This is a genomic window from Amycolatopsis silviterrae, from assembly GCF_042684085.1.
Classification (GTDB): domain Bacteria; phylum Actinomycetota; class Actinomycetes; order Mycobacteriales; family Pseudonocardiaceae; genus Amycolatopsis; species Amycolatopsis silviterrae.
Window position 1 is genome coordinate 21,888 of the sequence record NZ_JBHUKS010000001.1, and the last position, 17,764, is coordinate 39,651.

Here is a 17,764-nt window from a genome sequence, read left to right on the forward strand (position 1 = left end):
GACCGCCGCGCTGCTGGACATTGGACGATGGAGATCGACTTCACCCGGCTCAAGTACTTCGTCGCGGTCGCCGACGAGCTGCACTTCAAACGTGCGGCGGACCGGCTGCGGATCACCCCGCCGCCGCTCAGCAAGCAGATCAAGCTGCTGGAGCGGGAACTCGGCGGGCCGCTGTTCGAACGGCACTACCACGAGGTCCGGCTCACCCCGCTCGGCGAAGCGCTGCTCGGCCCGGCGCGGGCGATCCTGCGCCAGGTCGACGGCCTGAAGGACCTCGCGGCCGGCGTCCTCGAGGACGGCACGCCGATCCGGGTCGGAGCCACCGCGTACGCGCCATCGGACCTGCTCGAAGACCTGGAAACCGCGGTCGGCGGGCTGGCCGCGCCGGCGACCTTCGAGGTGGCCGGGTCGGCCGCCGAGGTCACCGCGAAACTCGTGTCCGGGCATCTGGAACTCGGGCTGATCCACCTCGCGGTCGAGGACCAGCGGCTGCGCGCCCGCACCGTCGCCGAGTACCAGGGCGCGATCGCGGTCCGCGCGGACGATCCGCTCGCTCGCCGAGACCTGGTGCGGATCGAGGAACTGCGCGACCGCGAGGTGGTCATCGACTTCGCCCGGCCCAACCCGGTCATCCTCGCCGCGCTGACCCGGAAACTCGCCAACCGCGGGATCCGGAACATCGTCCGCGCGGTCAGCGGACGCGGCGGCGAACTCGAAATGGCCGCGCAGGTGTTCAACCGGCGGCTGGTCGCGCTGGTGTCCTACGCGCCGGCCTCGTTCATCGGCAGGCTGTTCTCGCCGCCGGAGTTCAAGCTGGTCCGGATCGACGAGGACGGCTGGGCGCCGAGCAGGCTCGCACTCGCCTGGGCCGCCGACCGCGCCGCCGGACCGCCCCGCCCGGCCGACCTCGCCGAGGACCTGTCGGCGAAACTCGGCCCGATCCGGCGCGGCTGACTCGCCCGCACCGTCCACTGTGGACCACTGTGGCCCCCTAAGACCCGACGAACCGGCTCAGCAACCGGCCGAACTCGGCCACGTCCGCGTGCGGCCAGTCCCGCAGCCGGTCCTCGAGCCGTTCCCGTTGCGCCGCACGGGTAATCGCCAGCGCCCGGTGCCCGGCCTCGGTGAGTTCGAGCCGCTGCCGGCGCGCGTGCTTCGGATCCGGCCCGCGCACCAGCAGCCCGGCGGTCTCCAGCTCCGCCAGCTGCCTGCTCACCGTCGAGGGGTCAAGCCCGTACTCCTGGGCGAGATCGGCCGCGTGCGCGCAGTCCGCGAGGTCGATCGAGGACAGCATCGTGTACTGCACGAACCCGAGCCCCTCGTACAGTTCGTTGGAGCGCACCCGGGACCCGCGGGAAAACAGGATCATCGCGCGGTGGATGGCATCCAGGGCGTCGCCGTCGCGGTCTTCTCCCGGCATGCCGCCCGATGCTAGAGATGCACCATACAACTGTCAACGCGGTCCAGCGGCGATCCCCCGGCTCAGCAGCGCGTCCGCGTCCACCCCGGCTTCCTCAAGCAGCGCACGGGTATGCGCCCCGAACGCCGGCACGTCGCCCATCCGCGCCTCGACGTCCGCGAACGTCACCGGCGGGAGCAGGGCGTCCACAGTGGCGTGTTCGGTGCCGATCTTGCGCCAGCGGTCCCGGGCGCGCAGCTGCGGGTCGGCCACGACGTCGGCGACCTGTTTCACTTGCGCGGCAGGGATTCCCGCCTTCGCGAGCCGTTCGTCGAGTTCCACTGTGGACCATCGGCTGGTCTCGGCGGCGACTGCCGCGTCGCATTCCGCGCGGTGTTTCACGCGCTCGACGTTCGTGGTGAACCGCGGGTCGCCGGCGAGCTGCGGCGCGTCGAGGACGGAGGTGACCAGGGTCCGCCAGCCGCTGTCGTTCTGGACGCCGATCAGCATCTGACCGTCTTTCGTCGGATACGCGTCATAGGGGGCGATCGAGGCGTGGCTCAGGCCCATGCGCGCGGGCTGGCGTCCGGAGTACATCTGGCTGTACATCGCGTAGCCCATCCACTCGACGGTCGCCTCCAGCATCGAGACCTCGACCGTCGCGCCCTGGCCGGTTCGCGAGCGGCGCAGGAGGGCGGCCAGCACCGCTTGCGCGCAGTACATCCCGGAGGCGATGTCGGAGGTGGGGATGCCGGTCTTGACCGGGGTGTCCGGGGTGCCGGTGATGCCGATCAGGCCGGCTTCGGCTTGGACCAGCATGTCATAGGCCTTGCGCTGCTCCCGGGGGCCGCCGGTGCCGTAGCCGGAGAGGTCTACCGCCACCAGTTCGGGGTGGTTCGCCCGCAGGTCCTCCGCACCGAAGCCCAGCCGGGCGGCGGCGCCTGGGGCGAGGTTTTGGACGAAGACGTCGGCTTGGGCGATCAGGCGCTTGACGACGTCGCGGCCTTCCTCGGCTTTGAGGTCTACGGCCAGGGATTCCTTGCCCCGGTTGAGCCAGACGAAGTGGGCGCCGGTGCCGTGGACGACGTGGTCGTAGTCGCGGGCGAAGTCTCCGCCGTCGGTGCGTTCCACCTTGATGACGCGGGCGCCGAGGTCGACGAGGGTGCGGGTGGCCAAGGGGGCGGCTACGGCTTGCTCGATGGAGACGACGGTGAATCCGTCCAGCGGGAGCGCGGGTTCCGGTGAGTGCATGCTGGACACTATTCCTCGGCTTGGGGCTGGTTGCGGTGTTGCGTGGGGCACCCCGAAGCCGATTGTGCTGACGGTCTGGGGGTGCAGGGCCAGGGCTGGGTTCCTCGCTAGCTGGATGGGTCCGCTGCGGTTTGCGTGGTCCGTGAGGGGAACCCTGAGGGAATCAGAGTCCCTCAGGGTTCCCCTCACGGACAGTCAGCCCCGCGGGTCGAAAGGAATGCCGCTCGGCTTCGACTTTTCCAGCAGGTCCTGGTACTGACCTTCGCTGATCTTAATCGTTGCAGCACCGAAGTCCGCGGCCATCAACCGGTCTCGCAGCGACGTCGACGGCCAGCCGTCCCAGCCGACCAGCGGCGGGTACCGCCAATCGTGGTAATGGTTCTCCGGCGGCTCGTCGTGGGCGTCGGCCAGGCGGAAGAAGTGCGTGCCGGGGCCGTCCTTGTGGTAGACGGTCTTCGGGTGCGAGCCGTCGAAGGACACCTTCGACCTCGGGTAGGTCACCTGCGAGGAATGCTGCGTGGTCGTGACGTATTCGACCTGGTTCGACGACTGGTCGACCCACGAGATCACGTGCTCCCAGTCGTGCCGGTGCCCGCCCAGGCCGCTGCCGTCGACTGCCTGGTCCTTCTCGAAGTAGCTCGCGTAGACGACCGCGCACCAGCCGTGGTTGCAGGTGGCGCGCGAGTAGGTCTGGGAGTTGTCCAGGTCCGACTTGTCCCGGCAGTTGCCGTTGACCGCGCCGGTGGTCTTGAGGCCGGGGGCGAGCGTGCCGTCCGGGCCGATCGCGGGCGTGGCGTAGCAGCCGTCACCGTCGTAGTCGTAGGCGGGAGAGAAAGTCTGCTCGTACCCGCTCGCGTTCTGCGGCAGGTTGTGCGGCGGGTCGGCGTACGCCGCGGACACCGGGAACAGCAACGCCGTGCCTACGGCCACCGTCGCGACGCGGGCGATCGGGAGTTTCCTCATGTCCGGATGGTGACACCGCGAACGCGGAAGGTGAAGGGACGCGGGGGAAGCATCCGATGGCCGCACGGACCACTTCAGCCCGCGAGCACCTCCGCGCCCCGGTGCACGCGCAGCAGGTCGGCCCGCACGAGGTCGGCGAGCAGCCGTTCCTCCTCGTCGACGTCGGCCGGTCGCGGCGGCAGTTCACCGCTCCCCGCCAGCGCGCCCGCGGCCGCTTCCGCGAAGGACGCCATCGTCGGCGACGGTTCCTCCCGCTGCAGCAGCGCGCCCGCCGACGCCGCGAGCCCACGCAGTCCCTGTCCGGCCTCTTCCAGGGCTTCCCGTTGCTCCGCCGAAGGCTCCCGGCTGCCCGGCTCGGGGCTCAGCAGGTCTTGATGCGTCCGGGCCGCGGCGCGGAACCGCAGCCCGACCTCCCGGCGCCCGCCTCCGCCGCGCAGCCGCTCCGCCACCGACGCGAGCAGTTCGCCGGTCTCCTCGACCGCGTCGGAAAACCGTTGCGCCACCGACGGTTTCGGCACGCCGGGCACCGCGGCGAAGCCGAACAGCAGCCCGATCACCACCGCCAGCGCGACCAGCAGCAGGTACTCCACGAGCACCGAGACCGCGTCCAGATGCCGCGTCGTCGCGTTCATCCCGACGCTCATCAGCACCATGCAGCCGTTGAACACCATCGGCTGCACCTGCATGAACGGGAACCCGACGAGCAGCGCGACAATCCCCAGCGGCAGCAATGCATCCGGCGGCAACAGCCACAGCGCGACCGCCAGCACCACGGCCCCGGCCACCGCACCGGCGGCGCGCTGCCACGCCTTCGCCAGCGTGTCCCGCCATTCCGGCTGCATCAGCGCGAACGTCGTCATCAGGAACGACACGGTGAGCGGGTCGCCCGGCCGGAACGTCGCGATCACCGCCGCGACCAGCATCCCCAGCGCGCACCGCACCCCGTGCCGCAACTGCGCGGACCGCCACGAGAACACCCCGGTCGCCTCGCGGCGCAGCGCCTCGCGGACGAGATGCCGCGGGAAGTCCACAATGGACTCGTCACGGGCGAGCACCGCCTCGCGGATCGCGAACAGCCCGGCCCAGGCTTCGTCGAGCAGCGCACCGGTGTCCCCGGGCAGCGCGACCCCGGCGTCGACCCGTTCGACCTCCGGCGGTTCCGAAACGGTCTTGGCCCGCACCGCTTCGGCAAGCGCCGCAACCTGTTCGTCCGCGGCGTCGAGCACCCGGGAGACCGCCGCCGCCTGGTCCTCGTCGAACGCCCGCAGCCGGTCCCGCAGCACCGCCGCCGTTCCGTGGTACCGGGCACCGCCCGCGAGCACCCGCGCCTGCCACGCCCGCGGCCGGTCGGTCACCCACAACCGCACCGCCCGTTCCGCGCTCGCCCGATCCGGTCCGGCGAGCGCGTCGGCCAGCGCGGTGCGGGTCGGCTTGCCGGGATCGCTCAGCCCCATCAGCAGCCGCAGCACGAACACGACCCCGACGGCCAGCGCCGGCGCACAGATGATCTGCACCGGGCTGGCCGCCCCGCTCAGCTGAAAGCCGTAGCCGAACACCGAGGCCATGCCGAGCCCGAGCCCGACCGTCACGTACCGCGGCCCGAGCGCGGGCACCACCGCAGACGCGAACGCCACCAGCACGAGCAGCGCGATCGACGCGACCGGCGACACCTCGCCCAGCAGCCGCGGCCCGGCCCCGCCGACGACGACCGCCGGCGCGAACGCCGCGAGCAGCAGCAGATCCGGCCGCAACGGCCCGCCGGTGGCCGCGATGAAGCAGAACAACGCGGTCAGCCCGGCCAGCATCGCCGTCGCGCCGAGCCCGAGCGCCACCCCGAGCCCGGCCGTACCGCCGACGACCACCAGGATCGCCACGAGCATCCCGCCGCCGCGCGCAATCGCGTTCATCCCGCCCCGTTCCGTCACCACGCATTTCCCGTGCGTAGCCTCGCACGCGCGGGCAGGCGCACTGTCGCCAGCACAGACCTCGTGAGTGGCAATCCCGGTTAGAACCGGGATTGCCACTCACGACCTCACACGGTCGCGCGCTCCGGAGGCAGCGTCAGCATGGTGTGCACCTCGTGGCTCGACTCCCCCGGCAGCCCGTCCGCCCCCCGCAACAAGGCGTTCCGCGTCGCCAGCTCCTCCTCGGTGCGCGGCGACATCACCGTCGATCCGGAGGTGGCCAGCGCCTGGTTGGCCTCCACGAACTCCCGCGACCGCTTCTCGTAGGCCGCGAAGGCGACGTCGTGCGGAGCGTCGGCGAGTTCGTACGCCAGCAGGTACGCCCCGATCATCGCGAGGCTGGACCCTTGCCCGGACAGGAACGACGTCGCGTGCGCGGCGTCCCCGGCCAGCGCGACCCGCCCCTTCGACCACACCGGCATGTGGATCTGGCTGACCACGTCGAAGAACAGGTCGTCCGCCGAGCGCATCGCCTCCACCATCCGCGGCACCTCCCAGCCGCAGCCCTCGAAGCGGCTCGCGACCAGCTCGCGCTGCGCGGCCGGGTCGGCGAACGCGGAGAAGGGCGCTTCGGCGTGGGTGAACACGAGGAACCCGTGCACCTGGTCGCCGCCTCCCACGGCGTAGAGCGACGCCGACCGGCCCGCGACCGCCCAGGACATGCCCTCGCGCGACAGGCCGAGGTGGTTCGGCATGGTGAATCCGGCGAAGCAGTAACCGAGGTAACGGTGGAACCGCTCCTCCGGACCGAAGGCCAGCGAGCGGGTCTTCGAATGCAGCCCGTCCGCGCCGATGACCAGGTCGAACGTCTGGCTCCGGCCGCTGGAGAAGGTCACGTCGACCCGGTCGCCGCGGTCGTCCAGCGTCGCGATCGACTCCGAGAAGCGGAACTCGACGTCGTCGCGGACTGCGTCGTACAGCAGGCTGGTGAGGTCGCCGCGGGCCAGTTCGATGTCGTACCCGGCCTCGTCCCCGGTGATCGCGGTCGGCGCGACGCTGTTCAGCACGCCGCCGTCCGCGTCGACGAACGACAGCCGCCGGGTGGCGATGTGCCGCTCCCGCACCTGCTCCTCCAGCCCCATCCGGCGCAGCACCTCGACCGCCGGGCCGCGCATGTCGATCGGGTAGCCGCCGCCGCGCACGGCCGACGCCTTCTCCACCACGGTCACCGCGAAGCCGTACCGGTTCAGCCAGTACGCCAGCGCCGGGCCCGCGATGCTCGCCCCCGAGATCAGCACACTCCTGCTCATGGTTCTCCCCTTCCCCCGGCAGGCAGTAGATGCCTACCTTAGGTATCATTTTCAAGACCGGCCGGAACCGCCTCGCGCGATCCCGGTGACCCAACTGTATACCTAAGTTAGGTATCTAATCAAGGAGCCCGCGATGTCGGCCGTCCCTTCCCTGCTCCGGGACCTGCTTCCCCGGCTGAACGAGCTGAGCGAGTCGCTGCGCCGGGGAAAGCTGTTCGAGCGCGCGGTCGGGGCCACCGGGCTGCCGCTGGAACGGCCTGCGATGAGCGTGCTCGGCATCCTGCACATCGCGGACTCCCCGCTGCGGGTCGGCGAGATCGCGAACCGGATGAACGTCGTCGGCCCGCACGTGACGCGGCAGGTGCAGGGGCTGGAAAGCCGGGGCCTGGTGCGGCGCGTGGCCGACCCGGACGACCAGCGGGCCCGGCTGATCGAGCTGACCCCGGAAGGAAAAACCGCGGCCGAACGCTACGTCGCGGTCATCGAGGGCTGGTTCGCCGACGCGATGAGCGGCTGGACGGCGGAAGACCGCCAGGTCCTCGACCGGCTGCTGACCCGGCTGGTCGAGGACCTGACGGCCCGGTTGTCCGATGTGGACTGAAGCGGATTACCGCGACAGCCGGAGGAATTCCCGCTGCTCGCGGTCGTAACGCTGGGTCAGTCCGTTTCCGTAGCGGTCCCACCAGTTCTGCGTGTGCCCGTTCTGCCGGGTGGTCGTGTCGCCGTAGACCTCGCGGTCGTACTCGAGCCGGGCGTCGTGGAACTGCTGCTGGAATTCCTGCGGCGACAACCCTTGCAGCTGCTGCACGGCGGCCGGGTCGAGCGTGCGCGCGCTCTGCACGATGTCCGCGCCGCCCATGTGGTTCAGGATCGCCCGGACGCCGCCCGCGCCGCGCATGTGCGCGCCGGACATGATCGCGGCCTGCGTGCCAGGGTCGCTGAACTCCAGCGCACCGGCGTGCCGCGCGTTCGCGGTCATCAGCTGCGCGACCACGGCGCGTTCCTCCGCGCTGCCGAGGCCGTACTGCCGACGGGCGGCCATGATCTGGTCGTAGCCGTTGTGCATGCTCTCGCGGAAGCCGTACGCCTCGCGCACTCCGCCCTGTTCGCCGGTCGCGCCCTCGGACCGCATGATCGAATCGACGACCCGGTCGTCCAGCTGCTGCGGTGCGGCACCCCCAGCAGCCGCACCGCCGCCGCCGGCCCCGGCTCCTCCGCCGCCCGTACCGCCGCCGTAGCCCTCGGCCACCGCGGTGTCGGCGTCGGCGTAGTTGTGCGCGGCGTGCTGCACCTTGCCGTTGACCTGTTCGATCAGCTTCACGAAGTCGCCGAGCGACGACACGAGTTTCGACTGCAGCAAGGTGTTCGCCGCGGCGACTCCGCTGCCGATGCCCGCGAACGACAAGGCGTCGATCACGAGGGTCTCGAGGTCGCGGACGGCCGAAAACGCCGAGGCGCCGAGGCCTTCCACGTTCTTCACGATCGCCGACACCTCGGCCGGCAGCACCCGGTAGGTTCCCGCTGTCATACCAGTGACAATCGCGCACCGGCGGCGTCGCGCCCACGGCCGAATTACCCACTTTCGGCTGGGATCGAATCCGTGCCCGCTGGGTACCTCGGCGGCATGGAGTCCGACGAGGACCGGCACGACCGGACCGACCACGAGATCGAGCTGCTCGCCGAGCGGCTCTGGGCCCTGTCCCGCGAACCGGGCGGCGACCAGGCGCCGGACCTCGGGCAGCTCGCCGCCGCCGGGTTCGAGGTGACCGGCCGCACCGCGCGCTACGGCGCCGGGCGTCCGTGCGTGGCCCTGCTTCTCCCGCCTGACCGGCTCCCGGAATTCGGGCACAACCTCCTCGCCGCGTCGGTCGTCGGCGCCGCGCTCGCCACCGTCCGGACGCTGGAATCCGGTTCCGTCGTCGTCACCGACCGCCCCGCCGACGAGATCGACGCGGTGCTCACTTTCCAGCCCGGCGTGCACACCTGGGCCGTCGCACCGCTCGCCGCGCGGACCGAACTCCGGGTGACCGTGCACGGGAATTCGGGTCCAGCTCCCGAAGACAGCACCGACGCGGTCGCAGGCCTGATCCAGGTCTTCACCGCGATCGCCGCCTTGCGGGCCCGGCTGCCCGCCGGCGCGACCGTACGGGGAATCGTGACGCACGGCGGAGAATCCACCGATGTCGTGCCCGATTTCGCCGAAGCCCGGTTCGGCCTGCGCGCGCCGGATGCGAACGCGCTGGGCCGAGTGGTCACCGAGCTGACCGCGGCCGCCGAAGGAGCCGCGATGGCGACCGGAACCAAGGCGAACGTCGAACGGTTCGGCCCGATTCACGCGCGGTTCCAAGACAATCCGGTGCTCTCCGGGCACTTCGCCCGGCATCTCGCCGCGTGCGGGATCCACGCGTCCCCGGCGGGTGCGGAGGCAATCCCCGGCCGGGCGGAAGTGGGCGACCTGAGCGTCCGGATGCCGGTCATCCACCCGTCGGTCGCGCTCCTCGACCCGGCGCGCGCGGTCGGCAGCCGGGCGTTCGCCGAGGCGACCGGCTCGCCACGGGCCCGGACCGTGCTGCTCGCGACCGCGGCGGCGTTGGCCAGGACCGCGTCGGACCTCCTCGCGCACCCCGCACTGGTGCGGCAGGCCTGGGACAACTTCGCCGATCGCGCGCGGCGGGCCCGCTAAAGTCCTCCGCATGGGGACGATCACCGCTGACCTGCCGCTGCCGGACGGCCGGAATCTCCGGGTCCACGACAGCGGAACCGACGGTTTCCCGCTGGTGTGGCACCACGGGACCCCGCAATCCGGCCGCCTGCTCTCCCCCGTCGTCGAGGCCGCGGCCGCACGGGGATTTCGCGTCGTCTCCTACGGCCGCCCCGGATACGGCGGGTCCACTCCGGTCCCGGGCCGGACGGTCGGCTCGGCCGCTTCGGACGTCCGCCACCTAGCCGACGCCCTGGACCTGCCGCGTTTCGCCGTCGCGGGCGCGTCCGGCGGCGGCCCGCACGCGCTGGCCTGCGCCGCCGGACTGCCTGAGCGAACGGTGGCCGCGGTGAGCCTGGCCGGGCTCGCGCCGTTCTCCGAGGACTACGACTGGTACGCCGGAATGGCGGACGACAGCGCGCTGCGCACCGCACGCGAAGGCCGCGAAACCCGCCTGCAGCACGAAGAATCCGGCCCGCCGCCCTTCACCGACGCGGACTGGGCGACATTGCGCGGCACGTGGGCCCCGCTGGGCGAGGACGCCGGTGCCGCCTCCAACGCAGCCGCCGAAGCCGACGACGACCTCGCGTACGCGGCACCGTGGGGCTTCCCCACGGCCGACGTGCGGACCTCGGTCCTGCTCGTACACGGCGGCGAGGACCAGATCGTCCCGGCAAGCCACAGCCAATGGCTCCTGCGGAACCTCCCGGACGCCGAACTGTGGCTCCGCCCGCGCGACGGCCACATCTCGGTGCTGAACGCCCTCCCGACGGCGCTCGACTGGCTGCGCCACGTCCTCGATCGCTGACCGCCTCGGCCTCGTCCGCCACAGCGTTCCGTGAAGGACTCCTTGAGGGACTTCAGCATCAGTGCCCGGAGCCAAGCCACGTCGCCTCAGCCCGCCGGCCGTCCGCATCTTCACGTCTGTGAAGGACCCCTTGGTGGAATCTGATTCCCCCAAGGGGTCCTTCACAGACGACAAAACCCGACCTCGCCGCCCTCGCCAGCAAGAGCCCCGCTGGCCCCCGTCGGCCCGGGCCGCCCCACCTCAACCGGCACCCCGTGGCCGCCGAGTCCCCGGCATAGGCCCCAGATTCCCTCAAGGGGTCCTTCACGGACCTGGCTCGCCGCGCCGTGAAGCTTCAGAGCGTCCCCGCCGGTTATCGTGTCAAGCATGAGCAACGTCGAGACCGACCCGGCCGAACTGACCTGCGGCGGCGACCCGGTTTCCCCCGGCAAGGTCGAGATCCTCGACGCCCGCTCCGTCCCGCTCGGCGGCCCGCGCGCGATGCCGGTCCGCCGCACGCTCCCCCAGCGCCAGCGCTCCCTCATCGGCGCCTGGTGCTTCGCCGACCACTACGGCCCCGACGACACCTCCGTCAGCGGCGGCATGTCCGTCGGCCCGCACCCGCACACCGGCCTGCAAACGGTGAGCTGGCTGTTCACCGGCGAAATCGAGCACCGCGACAGCCTCGGCTCGCACGCGATGGTCCGCCCCGGCGAGCTGAACCTGATGACCGGCGGCCGCGGCATCTGCCACGAAGAGGTCTCGACTCCGGAAACCACGACGCTGCACGGCGTCCAGCTCTGGGTCGCCCTGCCGGACGAGCACCGCCACACGGCCCGGGACTTCCAGCATTACGCCCCGCCGTCCACCGACCTCGACGGCGCTACCGCCCGCGTCTTCCTCGGCACGCTCGCCGGGGAAACCTCGCCGGTGCAGACCTTCACTCCCTTGCTGGGCGCGGAAATCGTCGTCGATCCGGGGGTGACGCTCAGCCTCGCCGCGGACCCGTCCTTCGAACACGGCGTCCTGCTCGACACCGGAGAGATCACCTTCGCCGGCACCCCGCTGCAGCAGGCCCAGCTCGGCTACCTAGGCGTCGGAGCCACCACCCTCGACCTGCACAACCCCGGTTCCGCGCCGGCCCGCGTCATCGTCCTCGGCGGCCCGCCGTTCGGCGAGGAAATCCTGATGTGGTGGAACTTCGTCGGCCGCACCCACGACGAGATCGCCGAATACCGCGAGGCGTGGGAAGCGAACTCCGACCAGTTCGGCGCGGTCGAGTCCTACCCTGGCGGCCCCGCGCGGATACCCGCTCCCCCGCTGCCCGCGGTGCGGATCAAGCCGCGCCGCAACCCGTCGTGAGCGGCAATCCCGGTTAGAACCGGCGCCAGCACTCACGAGCCCACCGCCTACCGCAACCGGTTCCGCGCCCCGGACGGGTCGAAGTTCACCGGCCGGAGCGGCCCAGCGGCCAGCAGCAGCACCGCCACCGCACTCACCGCCGCCATCACCAGCGCCGCCACGAACCGCGCCGGAGCCGAGGTGGCCGAGGCCAGCACCGCGTACCCGCCCAGCACCACCGCGACCGGCCCGAGCAGCGCGACCCCCGTCAGCACCACCGGGATCCGCCCGCCGTCCGGACGCCGCGCCGAGACGACCGCCGCACCCGCCGACACCACCGCGGCCACGAGCAGGCAGGCGCCCACGGTGTCCGACAGGCGGTGCCAGCTGAGCGCGACGGTCGCCGCGGCCACCCAGGCGACGCCGGGCGCACCCACGGCGAGCACCCAGGTCCGGAACCGCGCGGGCAGCACCACGGCCAGCGCCAGCAGGACGGCGGTGGCCGCGCTCACGTGCCCGCTCGGGAAGCTGTTGTGGTGCGGGGCTCCCTCCGAGCCGACGTCCGGCCGGTCCAGCAGGTAGATCTTGAGCAGCTGCGCGGCGGCCATCGGCAGCAGGTACAGCACCAGCGCGGTCACCCCGAGCGCGAACCGCTTGCGCACCAGGGCGAGCAGCACCACGACGATCCCGGCCGCGCCGAAGAACACGACCCCGTCCAGCCCGGCCAGCGGCCGCGCCCAGTCCACAGTGGACCGCGGAAGATTCTGCGCGAAGCGGACGACCCCGTCCTCGGCCCGCTGCCCCGCCTCGGTCCGCACGAACAGCAGGTAGGCGACGACGAACGCGCCCGCGAACCCGATCGCGGCCGCGACCAGCACTGCGGTCCGCGAACGCCGGCGAGGGGCGAGCGCGTGCCGGGGCGCGGACGGGGGCACTTCGGACGTCGGCGTTTGAGGAGTCAGCACTGCCATGTCTTCGAGACTGGCCGCCGGATTTCGGGATCTCGTCAGAGCTGTGTCATGGTTTCGCTACAAGATCCGCCCGGTTCGCGCGGATCCGGGAGCAGTACGAATAATGGCCCCTGTGGCAGTGGTGTTGGTGGTCGAGGACGACGCGTCCGTCCGCGAGGGCATGGAGCTGGCGCTGCGCCGTCAGGGACACACGGTGCACACGGCCGCGACCGGCGAGGACGGCGTGGCGCAGCTGCGCGAACGCGCTCCGGACCTCGTGGTGCTCGACCTCATGCTGCCCGGCATCGACGGGTTCGAGACCTGCCGCCGGATCCGCACGCTCGGCCAGGTGCCGATCATCATGCTCACCGCGCGCAGCGACGATTTCGACATCGTCGCCGGCCTCGAAGCGGGCGCGGACGACTACGTCGTGAAGCCGGTCGAACCGCGCGTGCTCGACGCCCGGATCCGCGCGGTGCTGCGGCGCACCGCCGCCGAGCCCGGGTCCGCCGCCCCCGAACAGCACGGCGACCTGGTGATCGACCGGGCCGGGATGCTGGTGCACAAGCACGGCGAGCAGGTCTCGCTCACCCCGACCGAACTGAAGCTGCTGCTGGAAATCTCGCGCACGCCGGGCCAGGTGTACAGCCGCAGCCAGCTGCTCGCCTCGGTGTGGGGCCACGACTATCTCGGCGATTCCCGCCTGGTCGACGCCTGCGTGCAGCGCCTGCGCGCGAAAATCGAGGACGTCCCGGCGCGGCCGGACCACGTGCAGACCGTCCGCGGATTCGGCTACCGGTTCGGCCGCTCGTGAAACGCCTGCGGTCGTGGGTGTCCGGGCTCCGCCTCCGGCTGGTGCTGGCCTTCGCGGCGATGACGCTCGTCGGCGCGGGGGCGGCGGCGGGCGCGAGCTACGTGTCCGGGCGCACCACGATCCTGGCCGGCGTGCAGGACCCGGCGATGGTGCAGCTGCGCGACGAGGTCTCGACGTACCTGCCGCAGCTGACCCTCCCTCCCGACCAGCGGCAGCTCGACAACATGGCGAGTTCGCTCAAGGGCGTCACGACGGTGGTCTTCGGCTCGCTGCATTCGCGCGTCGGGCTCAATCCGGCGATCCTGCCCGAGGGGCTGCGCCGCGCGGTCGCGGGCGGCACCAGCATCCAGTTCCAGCGGGTCATCGAGAACGGCCGCCCGGTGCTCTACATCGGGATGCCGCTGCTGCGCTACCGGGGGACGAACTGGGAGCACACCGGCATCGAGGTCTACAAAACGGTCCCGCTGGCCGCCCAGCAGGCCGCGATCGAGCAGCTGGCGACGCGCGCGTGGCAGATGACCGCCCTGGCCCTGCCGATCGCGGTCGCGCTGGCGCTGCTGGCCGCGCGCCAGGTGCTGCAGCCGGTGCGCGCGCTCAACTCGGCGGCCCGCAAACTCGGCGACGGGCAGCTCGACGTGCGCCTGCCCGCCAAGGGTTCCGACGAACTGGCCCAGCTGGTCACCACGTTCAACAACACCGCGGCGGAGCTGGAACGCACCGTCGGCTCGCTGCGCGAGATGGAGGCCGACGCGCGCCGGTTCGTCGCCGACGTCTCGCACGAGCTGCGTACCCCGCTGGCCGCGATGAACGTGGTCACCGACGTCCTCGACGAGGACGCCGACCAGCTGCCCTCGGACACCGCCGTCGCCGCGCGGCTGGTGTCGGCCGAAACGCGCCGGCTGACCCGGCTCGTGCAGGACCTGGTCGAGATCTCCCGCTTCGACGCCGGACGCGCCGAGCTGCGCGTCGAAGAGGTCGACCTGGCCGAGGCGGTGACGAACACGCTCGCCGCCCGCGGCTGGACCGGCTCCGTGGTGGCCGACCTGCCCAGCGTCACCGTGCCCGCCGACCCGCGCCGGCTCGATCTCGTCATCGCGAACCTCGTCGGAAACGCCCTGCACCACGGCGCGCCGCCGGTCGAGATCCAGCTGAGCGCCGACGACGCGACGGTCTCGCTGACCGTCACCGACCACGGCCCGGGGATTCCGGAAGAGGTGCTGCCGAAGGTGTTCGACCGCTTCGCCAAGGCCGACACCTCGCGGGCCCGCTCCGACGGCAGCGGCCTCGGCTTGTCGATCGCGCGGGAAAACGCAAGGCTGCACGGCGGCGACATCGAAGCGGCGAACACCGGCGACGGAGCACGATTCACGCTCCGGATGCCCCGCACCCTGAGGGAGGAACGATGAAACGTCTCCCCTGGCTCGTCGGCGCGCTGGTTTCAGTCCTGGCCCTCGCCGGCTGCGGCATCCAGCCGACCGGCGTGATCCCGGCCGGCAACGCGCCCGCCGGCTTCCAGCTGGGCGCGCCGCGTCCGCAAATCACGCTCTACTTCGTCTACGCGGGCCAACTCAGCCCGGTACAGCGGGCTTGGGCGAGGGACGCAACCCCCACGACCGTGCTGACCGAACTCTTCGGCGGCCCGACGTCATTGGAAGAAAAAGAGGGCTTCTACTCGATGCTCTCGCCCGGCAGGCACGTCACGGTCGACACCTCGGCCCAGCCGGTGACCGTGACCGTCGCCGAATCGATGAAAGAGCTGTACCCAATCGGCCTGCAACAGGTGGTCTGCACCGTATCCGCCTCGCTGGCGGCGTCTGGGCAACCCGTCAGCAAGGGAATCACCGTGGTCGCCTCGGACACCAAACTCGAATCCCTGTACTGCAACTAGGACACAAACCCAGCCACAACCCGGTCGACGACCGCCAGCACCACCTCCGTCGCACTGCGCCCGTCCGGCACCTGCCGCAACGCCGCCTCCAATGCCCCGAGCACCGCGCCAGTCAACGCGGCGGCCTCGATCCGATCCAGCTGCGGCGCGCAGGTCCCGTACAGCTTCTCCGCCCACCGGTCGCCCACCATGGAGTTGCGCAGCAGATATCCGGCACGCAGCGCGGGCACCGAGGCGAGCAGCCGGGTGCGCACCTCGGTGAGCGGATGGTCCAGCGGAAAGCTCCACGCGTCCGCCGTCGCCAGCGCGTGCACGGTCTTCTTCACCAGCTCGCCGACCGGCCCGCCCGGCTCCGCCGCCGCGAACACCTCGTCCACCACTTCGTCGTAAAGATGCTGGTCAGCGAAGACGACGTCCTCTTTGGTGGCGAAGTAGTTGAAGAACGTCGCCGGGGAAACCTTCGCCCGCGCGGCGATCTCCGCGACCGTCGTGCCGTCGTAGCCCTGCTCGTCGAACAACGTGAGCGCGGCCTCGATCAGCGCCTGGCGGGTCCGCCGCTTCTTCTCTTCCCGCAACCCGGTCATGGCGAGGATCTTAGCGTTACCCTAAACTTAGAGTGTCTCTAAGATTGGAGGTCCCGATGGAACGGACCGGATGCGTGATCGCCGGCGGCGGCCCGGCGGGCATGATGCTGGGCTTGCTGCTGGCCAGGGCCGGCGTCGAGGTCGTCGTGCTGGAAAAGCACCAGGACTTCCTGCGGGATTTCCGCGGCGACACCGTGCATCCGTCCACGCTGCGCCTGCTGGACGAACTGGGCCTCGGCCCGCAGTTCGCCGCGCTGTCGCGTTCGGTCCTGGAGCGGATGAAAATGGAGATCGGCGGAGAAACCGTGATAGCCGCCGACTTCAGCAGACTGCGCGGCCCGCACCGGCACATCGCCATGGTGCCGCAGTCGGAATTCCTTGGCCTGCTAGCGAAAGCAGGCACCGCCGAGCCCAATTTCACCCTGCACATGGGCGCTTCGGTGGTTTCGCTCCGCCAAGATGCCGGCCGCGTCACCGGCGTCCACTACCGCGACGAGACCGGCACAGTCCACGAACTAGCCGCCCCGCTGACGGTCGGCTGCGACGGACGCTGGTCGACAGTCCGCCAAGAACTCGGCCTCGCACTGCGGGAGACAGAGGTCCCGATGGACGTCTGGCAAGTGCGAGTGCCGAAAGCCGGACCGGGCGAACAGGGGGTGTTCGCCCGGTTCGGCCCCGGATACGCCTCCGTCACCATGGATCGCGGCGACTACTACCAGACCTCGTATCTCATCCCCCGCGGCCACAACGCGCAGCTGCGTTCCGCCCCCATCGAAGACTTCCGCTCCCGGCTAGCCGAGCTGTTCGGCTGGACACCCGAGCAACTCTCCGCCATCCGCTCCTGGGACGACGTCAAGCTGCTGGAGGTGACCATGGGCCTGCTGCCACGCTGGCACGCCCCTGGCGCACTGTGCATCGGCGACGCAGCACACCCGATGTCCCCAGTAGGCGGCGTCGGGGTGAACCTCGCGGTACAAGACGCCGTCGCCACCGCCCGCCTCCTCGCGGACCCCCTGCGACGCGGCCAACTCCCCACGTCCCGCCTAGCCGCCGTACGCCGCCGCCGCTTGCTTCCCACGGTCGCGGTGCAGTCCAACCAACGAGGCGAACACAACATGCTGCTACGCCCCGCCCTAGCCGGAACCCTGGACCGCCTCCCCACGCCCATGCGTGCCCTGCAACGATTCCCAGCACTCTCCGGCTTCACGGCTTACCTCGGCGGCATCGGCCTGCGCCCGGAACACGCACCAGCCTTCGCCCGACGGTCCGCTGTGGACAGTCACGCCGGATAAGCCCGGGCCACCCGAGCGTCCTGCAACGCACGCGCCCACCACTCAAGCTGGTCAAGCAACGCCTTCGCCGCGACCTCCGCTTCCGGATCGACCGGTTCCCCGTCCTCGCCGAACCGCCCGTGCACCCCGTGGAAACTGACGGTCTCCCGGATGGTTACGGCATGCAGCTCAGCGAAGACCGGCCGGAGGTGCTCCACCGCCCGCAGCCCACCGGAAATCCCGCCGTAGGACACGAACGCGACCGGCTTGGCATGCCACTCGCCGCGAAACCAGTCGAGGACGTTCTTGAGCGCCGCCGGGTAACTGTGGTTGTACTCCGGCGTGATCACGACGAACGCGTCCGCCGCCGCCAGCCGAGCAGAAACCGGCGCACCCCCTTCGCCGTTCATCGCGAGCGACAACGAAATCTCGGCGGCGTCGATCACGTCCACGTCGAACCCGCCATGCCGGCCGGCTTGGCGGCCGAACCAGCGCGCGACCGTGGGCGCGAACCGCCCTTCCCTGGCGCTGCCGACGAGCACAGCGAGCCGGACGGAGCCTTCGGACACGTTTTTCTCCTCTTTCCCGGGGCGGGACCAGG

General features: G+C 71.1%; 18 protein-coding genes. 9 read left to right on the forward strand and 9 right to left on the reverse strand.

Going from position 1 to position 17,764, the window contains the following annotated elements; genetic code table 11:
- Positions 1-27: 27 nt before the first annotated feature.
- A complete protein-coding gene (locus tag ACFSVL_RS00095; RefSeq protein ID WP_378299112.1) occupies positions 28-954 on the forward strand; it encodes a LysR family transcriptional regulator in 927 nt (308 codons plus the stop codon).
- 37 nt (positions 955-991) lie between these two features.
- Here ACFSVL_RS00095 and ACFSVL_RS00100 read toward each other — a convergent pair whose 3' ends face one another.
- The 5 genes from ACFSVL_RS00100 to ACFSVL_RS00120 all read right to left on the reverse strand — a co-directional run bounded on the left by ACFSVL_RS00100 (position 992) and on the right by ACFSVL_RS00120 (position 6,827).
- Positions 992-1,420 carry a MarR family winged helix-turn-helix transcriptional regulator gene (locus ACFSVL_RS00100; RefSeq protein WP_378299114.1) on the reverse strand — a complete coding sequence of 143 codons (429 nt, stop codon included), beginning with the start codon at positions 1,418-1,420 and terminating at the stop codon, positions 992-994.
- A gap of 33 nt (positions 1,421-1,453) precedes the next feature.
- Positions 1,454-2,650 carry a CaiB/BaiF CoA transferase family protein gene (locus tag ACFSVL_RS00105; protein WP_378299116.1) on the reverse strand — a complete coding sequence of 399 codons (1,197 nt, stop codon included), beginning with the start codon at positions 2,648-2,650 and terminating at the stop codon, positions 1,454-1,456.
- 195 nt (positions 2,651-2,845) lie between these two features.
- Positions 2,846-3,613, reverse strand: coding sequence for an NPP1 family protein (locus tag ACFSVL_RS00110; protein WP_378299118.1), 768 nt, complete (start codon positions 3,611-3,613; stop codon positions 2,846-2,848).
- A 74-nt stretch (positions 3,614-3,687) separates the two neighbouring features.
- On the reverse strand, positions 3,688-5,520 hold the full coding sequence (locus ACFSVL_RS00115; RefSeq protein WP_378299120.1) for an FUSC family protein: 1,833 nt from the start codon (positions 5,518-5,520) through the stop codon (positions 3,688-3,690).
- Positions 5,521-5,645: 125 nt separating this feature from the next.
- Positions 5,646-6,827 carry an FAD-dependent monooxygenase gene (locus tag ACFSVL_RS00120; RefSeq protein ID WP_378299122.1) on the reverse strand — a complete coding sequence of 394 codons (1,182 nt, stop codon included), beginning with the start codon at positions 6,825-6,827 and terminating at the stop codon, positions 5,646-5,648.
- Between the two features lie 133 nt (positions 6,828-6,960).
- On the opposite strand from ACFSVL_RS00120, the gene ACFSVL_RS00125 reads away from it, so the two are divergent.
- Positions 6,961-7,428 carry a MarR family winged helix-turn-helix transcriptional regulator gene (locus tag ACFSVL_RS00125; protein WP_378299124.1) on the forward strand — a complete coding sequence of 156 codons (468 nt, stop codon included), beginning with the start codon at positions 6,961-6,963 and terminating at the stop codon, positions 7,426-7,428.
- A gap of 6 nt (positions 7,429-7,434) precedes the next feature.
- Here the strand turns inward: ACFSVL_RS00125 and ACFSVL_RS00130 are convergent, their stop codons facing one another.
- Positions 7,435-8,355, reverse strand: a complete 921-nt coding sequence (locus ACFSVL_RS00130; protein WP_378299126.1) for a hypothetical protein — start codon at positions 8,353-8,355, stop codon at positions 7,435-7,437.
- 72 nt (positions 8,356-8,427) lie between these two features.
- Between ACFSVL_RS00130 and ACFSVL_RS00135 the strand changes: the two genes are divergently transcribed.
- The 3 genes from ACFSVL_RS00135 to ACFSVL_RS00145 all read left to right on the forward strand — a co-directional run bounded on the left by ACFSVL_RS00135 (position 8,428) and on the right by ACFSVL_RS00145 (position 11,677).
- A complete protein-coding gene (locus ACFSVL_RS00135; RefSeq protein WP_378299128.1) occupies positions 8,428-9,510 on the forward strand; it encodes a peptidase dimerization domain-containing protein in 1,083 nt (360 codons plus the stop codon).
- A 10-nt stretch (positions 9,511-9,520) separates the two neighbouring features.
- Positions 9,521-10,336, forward strand: a complete 816-nt coding sequence (locus tag ACFSVL_RS00140; protein ID WP_378299130.1) for an alpha/beta fold hydrolase — start codon at positions 9,521-9,523, stop codon at positions 10,334-10,336.
- 366 nt (positions 10,337-10,702) lie between these two features.
- Complete coding sequence (locus ACFSVL_RS00145) at positions 10,703-11,677, forward strand: pirin family protein (protein ID WP_378299132.1); 975 nt, start codon at positions 10,703-10,705, stop codon at positions 11,675-11,677.
- Positions 11,678-11,724: 47 nt separating this feature from the next.
- Here the strand turns inward: ACFSVL_RS00145 and ACFSVL_RS00150 are convergent, their stop codons facing one another.
- Positions 11,725-12,627, reverse strand: a complete 903-nt coding sequence (locus tag ACFSVL_RS00150; RefSeq protein WP_378299134.1) for a phosphatase PAP2 family protein — start codon at positions 12,625-12,627, stop codon at positions 11,725-11,727.
- Between the two features lie 112 nt (positions 12,628-12,739).
- Between ACFSVL_RS00150 and ACFSVL_RS00155 the strand changes: the two genes are divergently transcribed.
- From ACFSVL_RS00155 to ACFSVL_RS00165, 3 genes are read left to right on the forward strand one after another with little or no spacing between them, the layout of a single operon-like run.
- Positions 12,740-13,420, forward strand: coding sequence for a response regulator (locus ACFSVL_RS00155; protein ID WP_378299136.1), 681 nt, complete (start codon positions 12,740-12,742; stop codon positions 13,418-13,420).
- A gap of 59 nt (positions 13,421-13,479) precedes the next feature.
- Positions 13,480-14,826, forward strand: a complete 1,347-nt coding sequence (locus tag ACFSVL_RS00160; RefSeq protein ID WP_378299372.1) for an ATP-binding protein — start codon at positions 13,480-13,482, stop codon at positions 14,824-14,826.
- Positions 14,823-15,308, forward strand: coding sequence for a hypothetical protein (locus ACFSVL_RS00165; protein ID WP_378299138.1), 486 nt, complete (start codon positions 14,823-14,825; stop codon positions 15,306-15,308). The genes ACFSVL_RS00160 and ACFSVL_RS00165 overlap by 4 nt, the downstream gene beginning before the upstream one ends.
- On the opposite strand, the gene ACFSVL_RS00170 is transcribed toward ACFSVL_RS00165, so the two are convergent.
- Positions 15,305-15,892, reverse strand: coding sequence for a TetR/AcrR family transcriptional regulator (locus tag ACFSVL_RS00170; protein WP_378299140.1), 588 nt, complete (start codon positions 15,890-15,892; stop codon positions 15,305-15,307). The two genes, ACFSVL_RS00165 and ACFSVL_RS00170, sit on opposite strands and share 4 nt — an antisense overlap.
- A 56-nt stretch (positions 15,893-15,948) precedes the next feature.
- Between ACFSVL_RS00170 and ACFSVL_RS00175 the strand changes: the two genes are divergently transcribed.
- Positions 15,949-17,184: an FAD-dependent oxidoreductase gene (locus tag ACFSVL_RS00175; RefSeq protein WP_378299142.1), complete on the forward strand. Its 1,236-nt coding sequence runs from the start codon at positions 15,949-15,951 to the stop codon at positions 17,182-17,184.
- Here ACFSVL_RS00175 and ACFSVL_RS00180 read toward each other — a convergent pair.
- Positions 17,172-17,732 carry an NADPH-dependent FMN reductase gene (locus ACFSVL_RS00180; protein ID WP_378299144.1) on the reverse strand — a complete coding sequence of 187 codons (561 nt, stop codon included), beginning with the start codon at positions 17,730-17,732 and terminating at the stop codon, positions 17,172-17,174. The two genes, ACFSVL_RS00175 and ACFSVL_RS00180, sit on opposite strands and share 13 nt — an antisense overlap.
- Between the last annotated feature and the right edge of the window lie 32 nt (positions 17,733-17,764).

Coding starts and splice junctions, on each gene's coding strand:
- ACFSVL_RS00115 (WP_378299120.1), bottom strand. CDS start 5,520: ATGAACGCGATTGCGCGCGGCGGCGGGATGCTCGTGGCGATCCTGGTG.
- ACFSVL_RS00175 (WP_378299142.1), top strand. CDS start 15,949: ATGGAACGGACCGGATGCGTGATCGCCGGCGGCGGCCCGGCGGGCATG.
- ACFSVL_RS00165 (WP_378299138.1), top strand. CDS start 14,823: ATGAAACGTCTCCCCTGGCTCGTCGGCGCGCTGGTTTCAGTCCTGGCC.
- ACFSVL_RS00105 (WP_378299116.1), bottom strand. CDS start 2,650: ATGCACTCACCGGAACCCGCGCTCCCGCTGGACGGATTCACCGTCGTC.
- ACFSVL_RS00125 (WP_378299124.1), top strand. CDS start 6,961: ATGTCGGCCGTCCCTTCCCTGCTCCGGGACCTGCTTCCCCGGCTGAAC.
- ACFSVL_RS00120 (WP_378299122.1), bottom strand. CDS start 6,827: ATGAGCAGGAGTGTGCTGATCTCGGGGGCGAGCATCGCGGGCCCGGCG.
- ACFSVL_RS00145 (WP_378299132.1), top strand. CDS start 10,703: ATGAGCAACGTCGAGACCGACCCGGCCGAACTGACCTGCGGCGGCGAC.
- ACFSVL_RS00170 (WP_378299140.1), bottom strand. CDS start 15,892: ATGACCGGGTTGCGGGAAGAGAAGAAGCGGCGGACCCGCCAGGCGCTG.
- ACFSVL_RS00160 (WP_378299372.1), top strand. CDS start 13,480: ATGACGCTCGTCGGCGCGGGGGCGGCGGCGGGCGCGAGCTACGTGTCC.
- ACFSVL_RS00150 (WP_378299134.1), bottom strand. CDS start 12,627: ATGGCAGTGCTGACTCCTCAAACGCCGACGTCCGAAGTGCCCCCGTCC.
- ACFSVL_RS00140 (WP_378299130.1), top strand. CDS start 9,521: ATGGGGACGATCACCGCTGACCTGCCGCTGCCGGACGGCCGGAATCTC.
- ACFSVL_RS00110 (WP_378299118.1), bottom strand. CDS start 3,613: ATGAGGAAACTCCCGATCGCCCGCGTCGCGACGGTGGCCGTAGGCACG.
- ACFSVL_RS00130 (WP_378299126.1), bottom strand. CDS start 8,355: ATGACAGCGGGAACCTACCGGGTGCTGCCGGCCGAGGTGTCGGCGATC.
- ACFSVL_RS00095 (WP_378299112.1), top strand. CDS start 28: ATGGAGATCGACTTCACCCGGCTCAAGTACTTCGTCGCGGTCGCCGAC.
- ACFSVL_RS00100 (WP_378299114.1), bottom strand. CDS start 1,420: ATGCCGGGAGAAGACCGCGACGGCGACGCCCTGGATGCCATCCACCGC.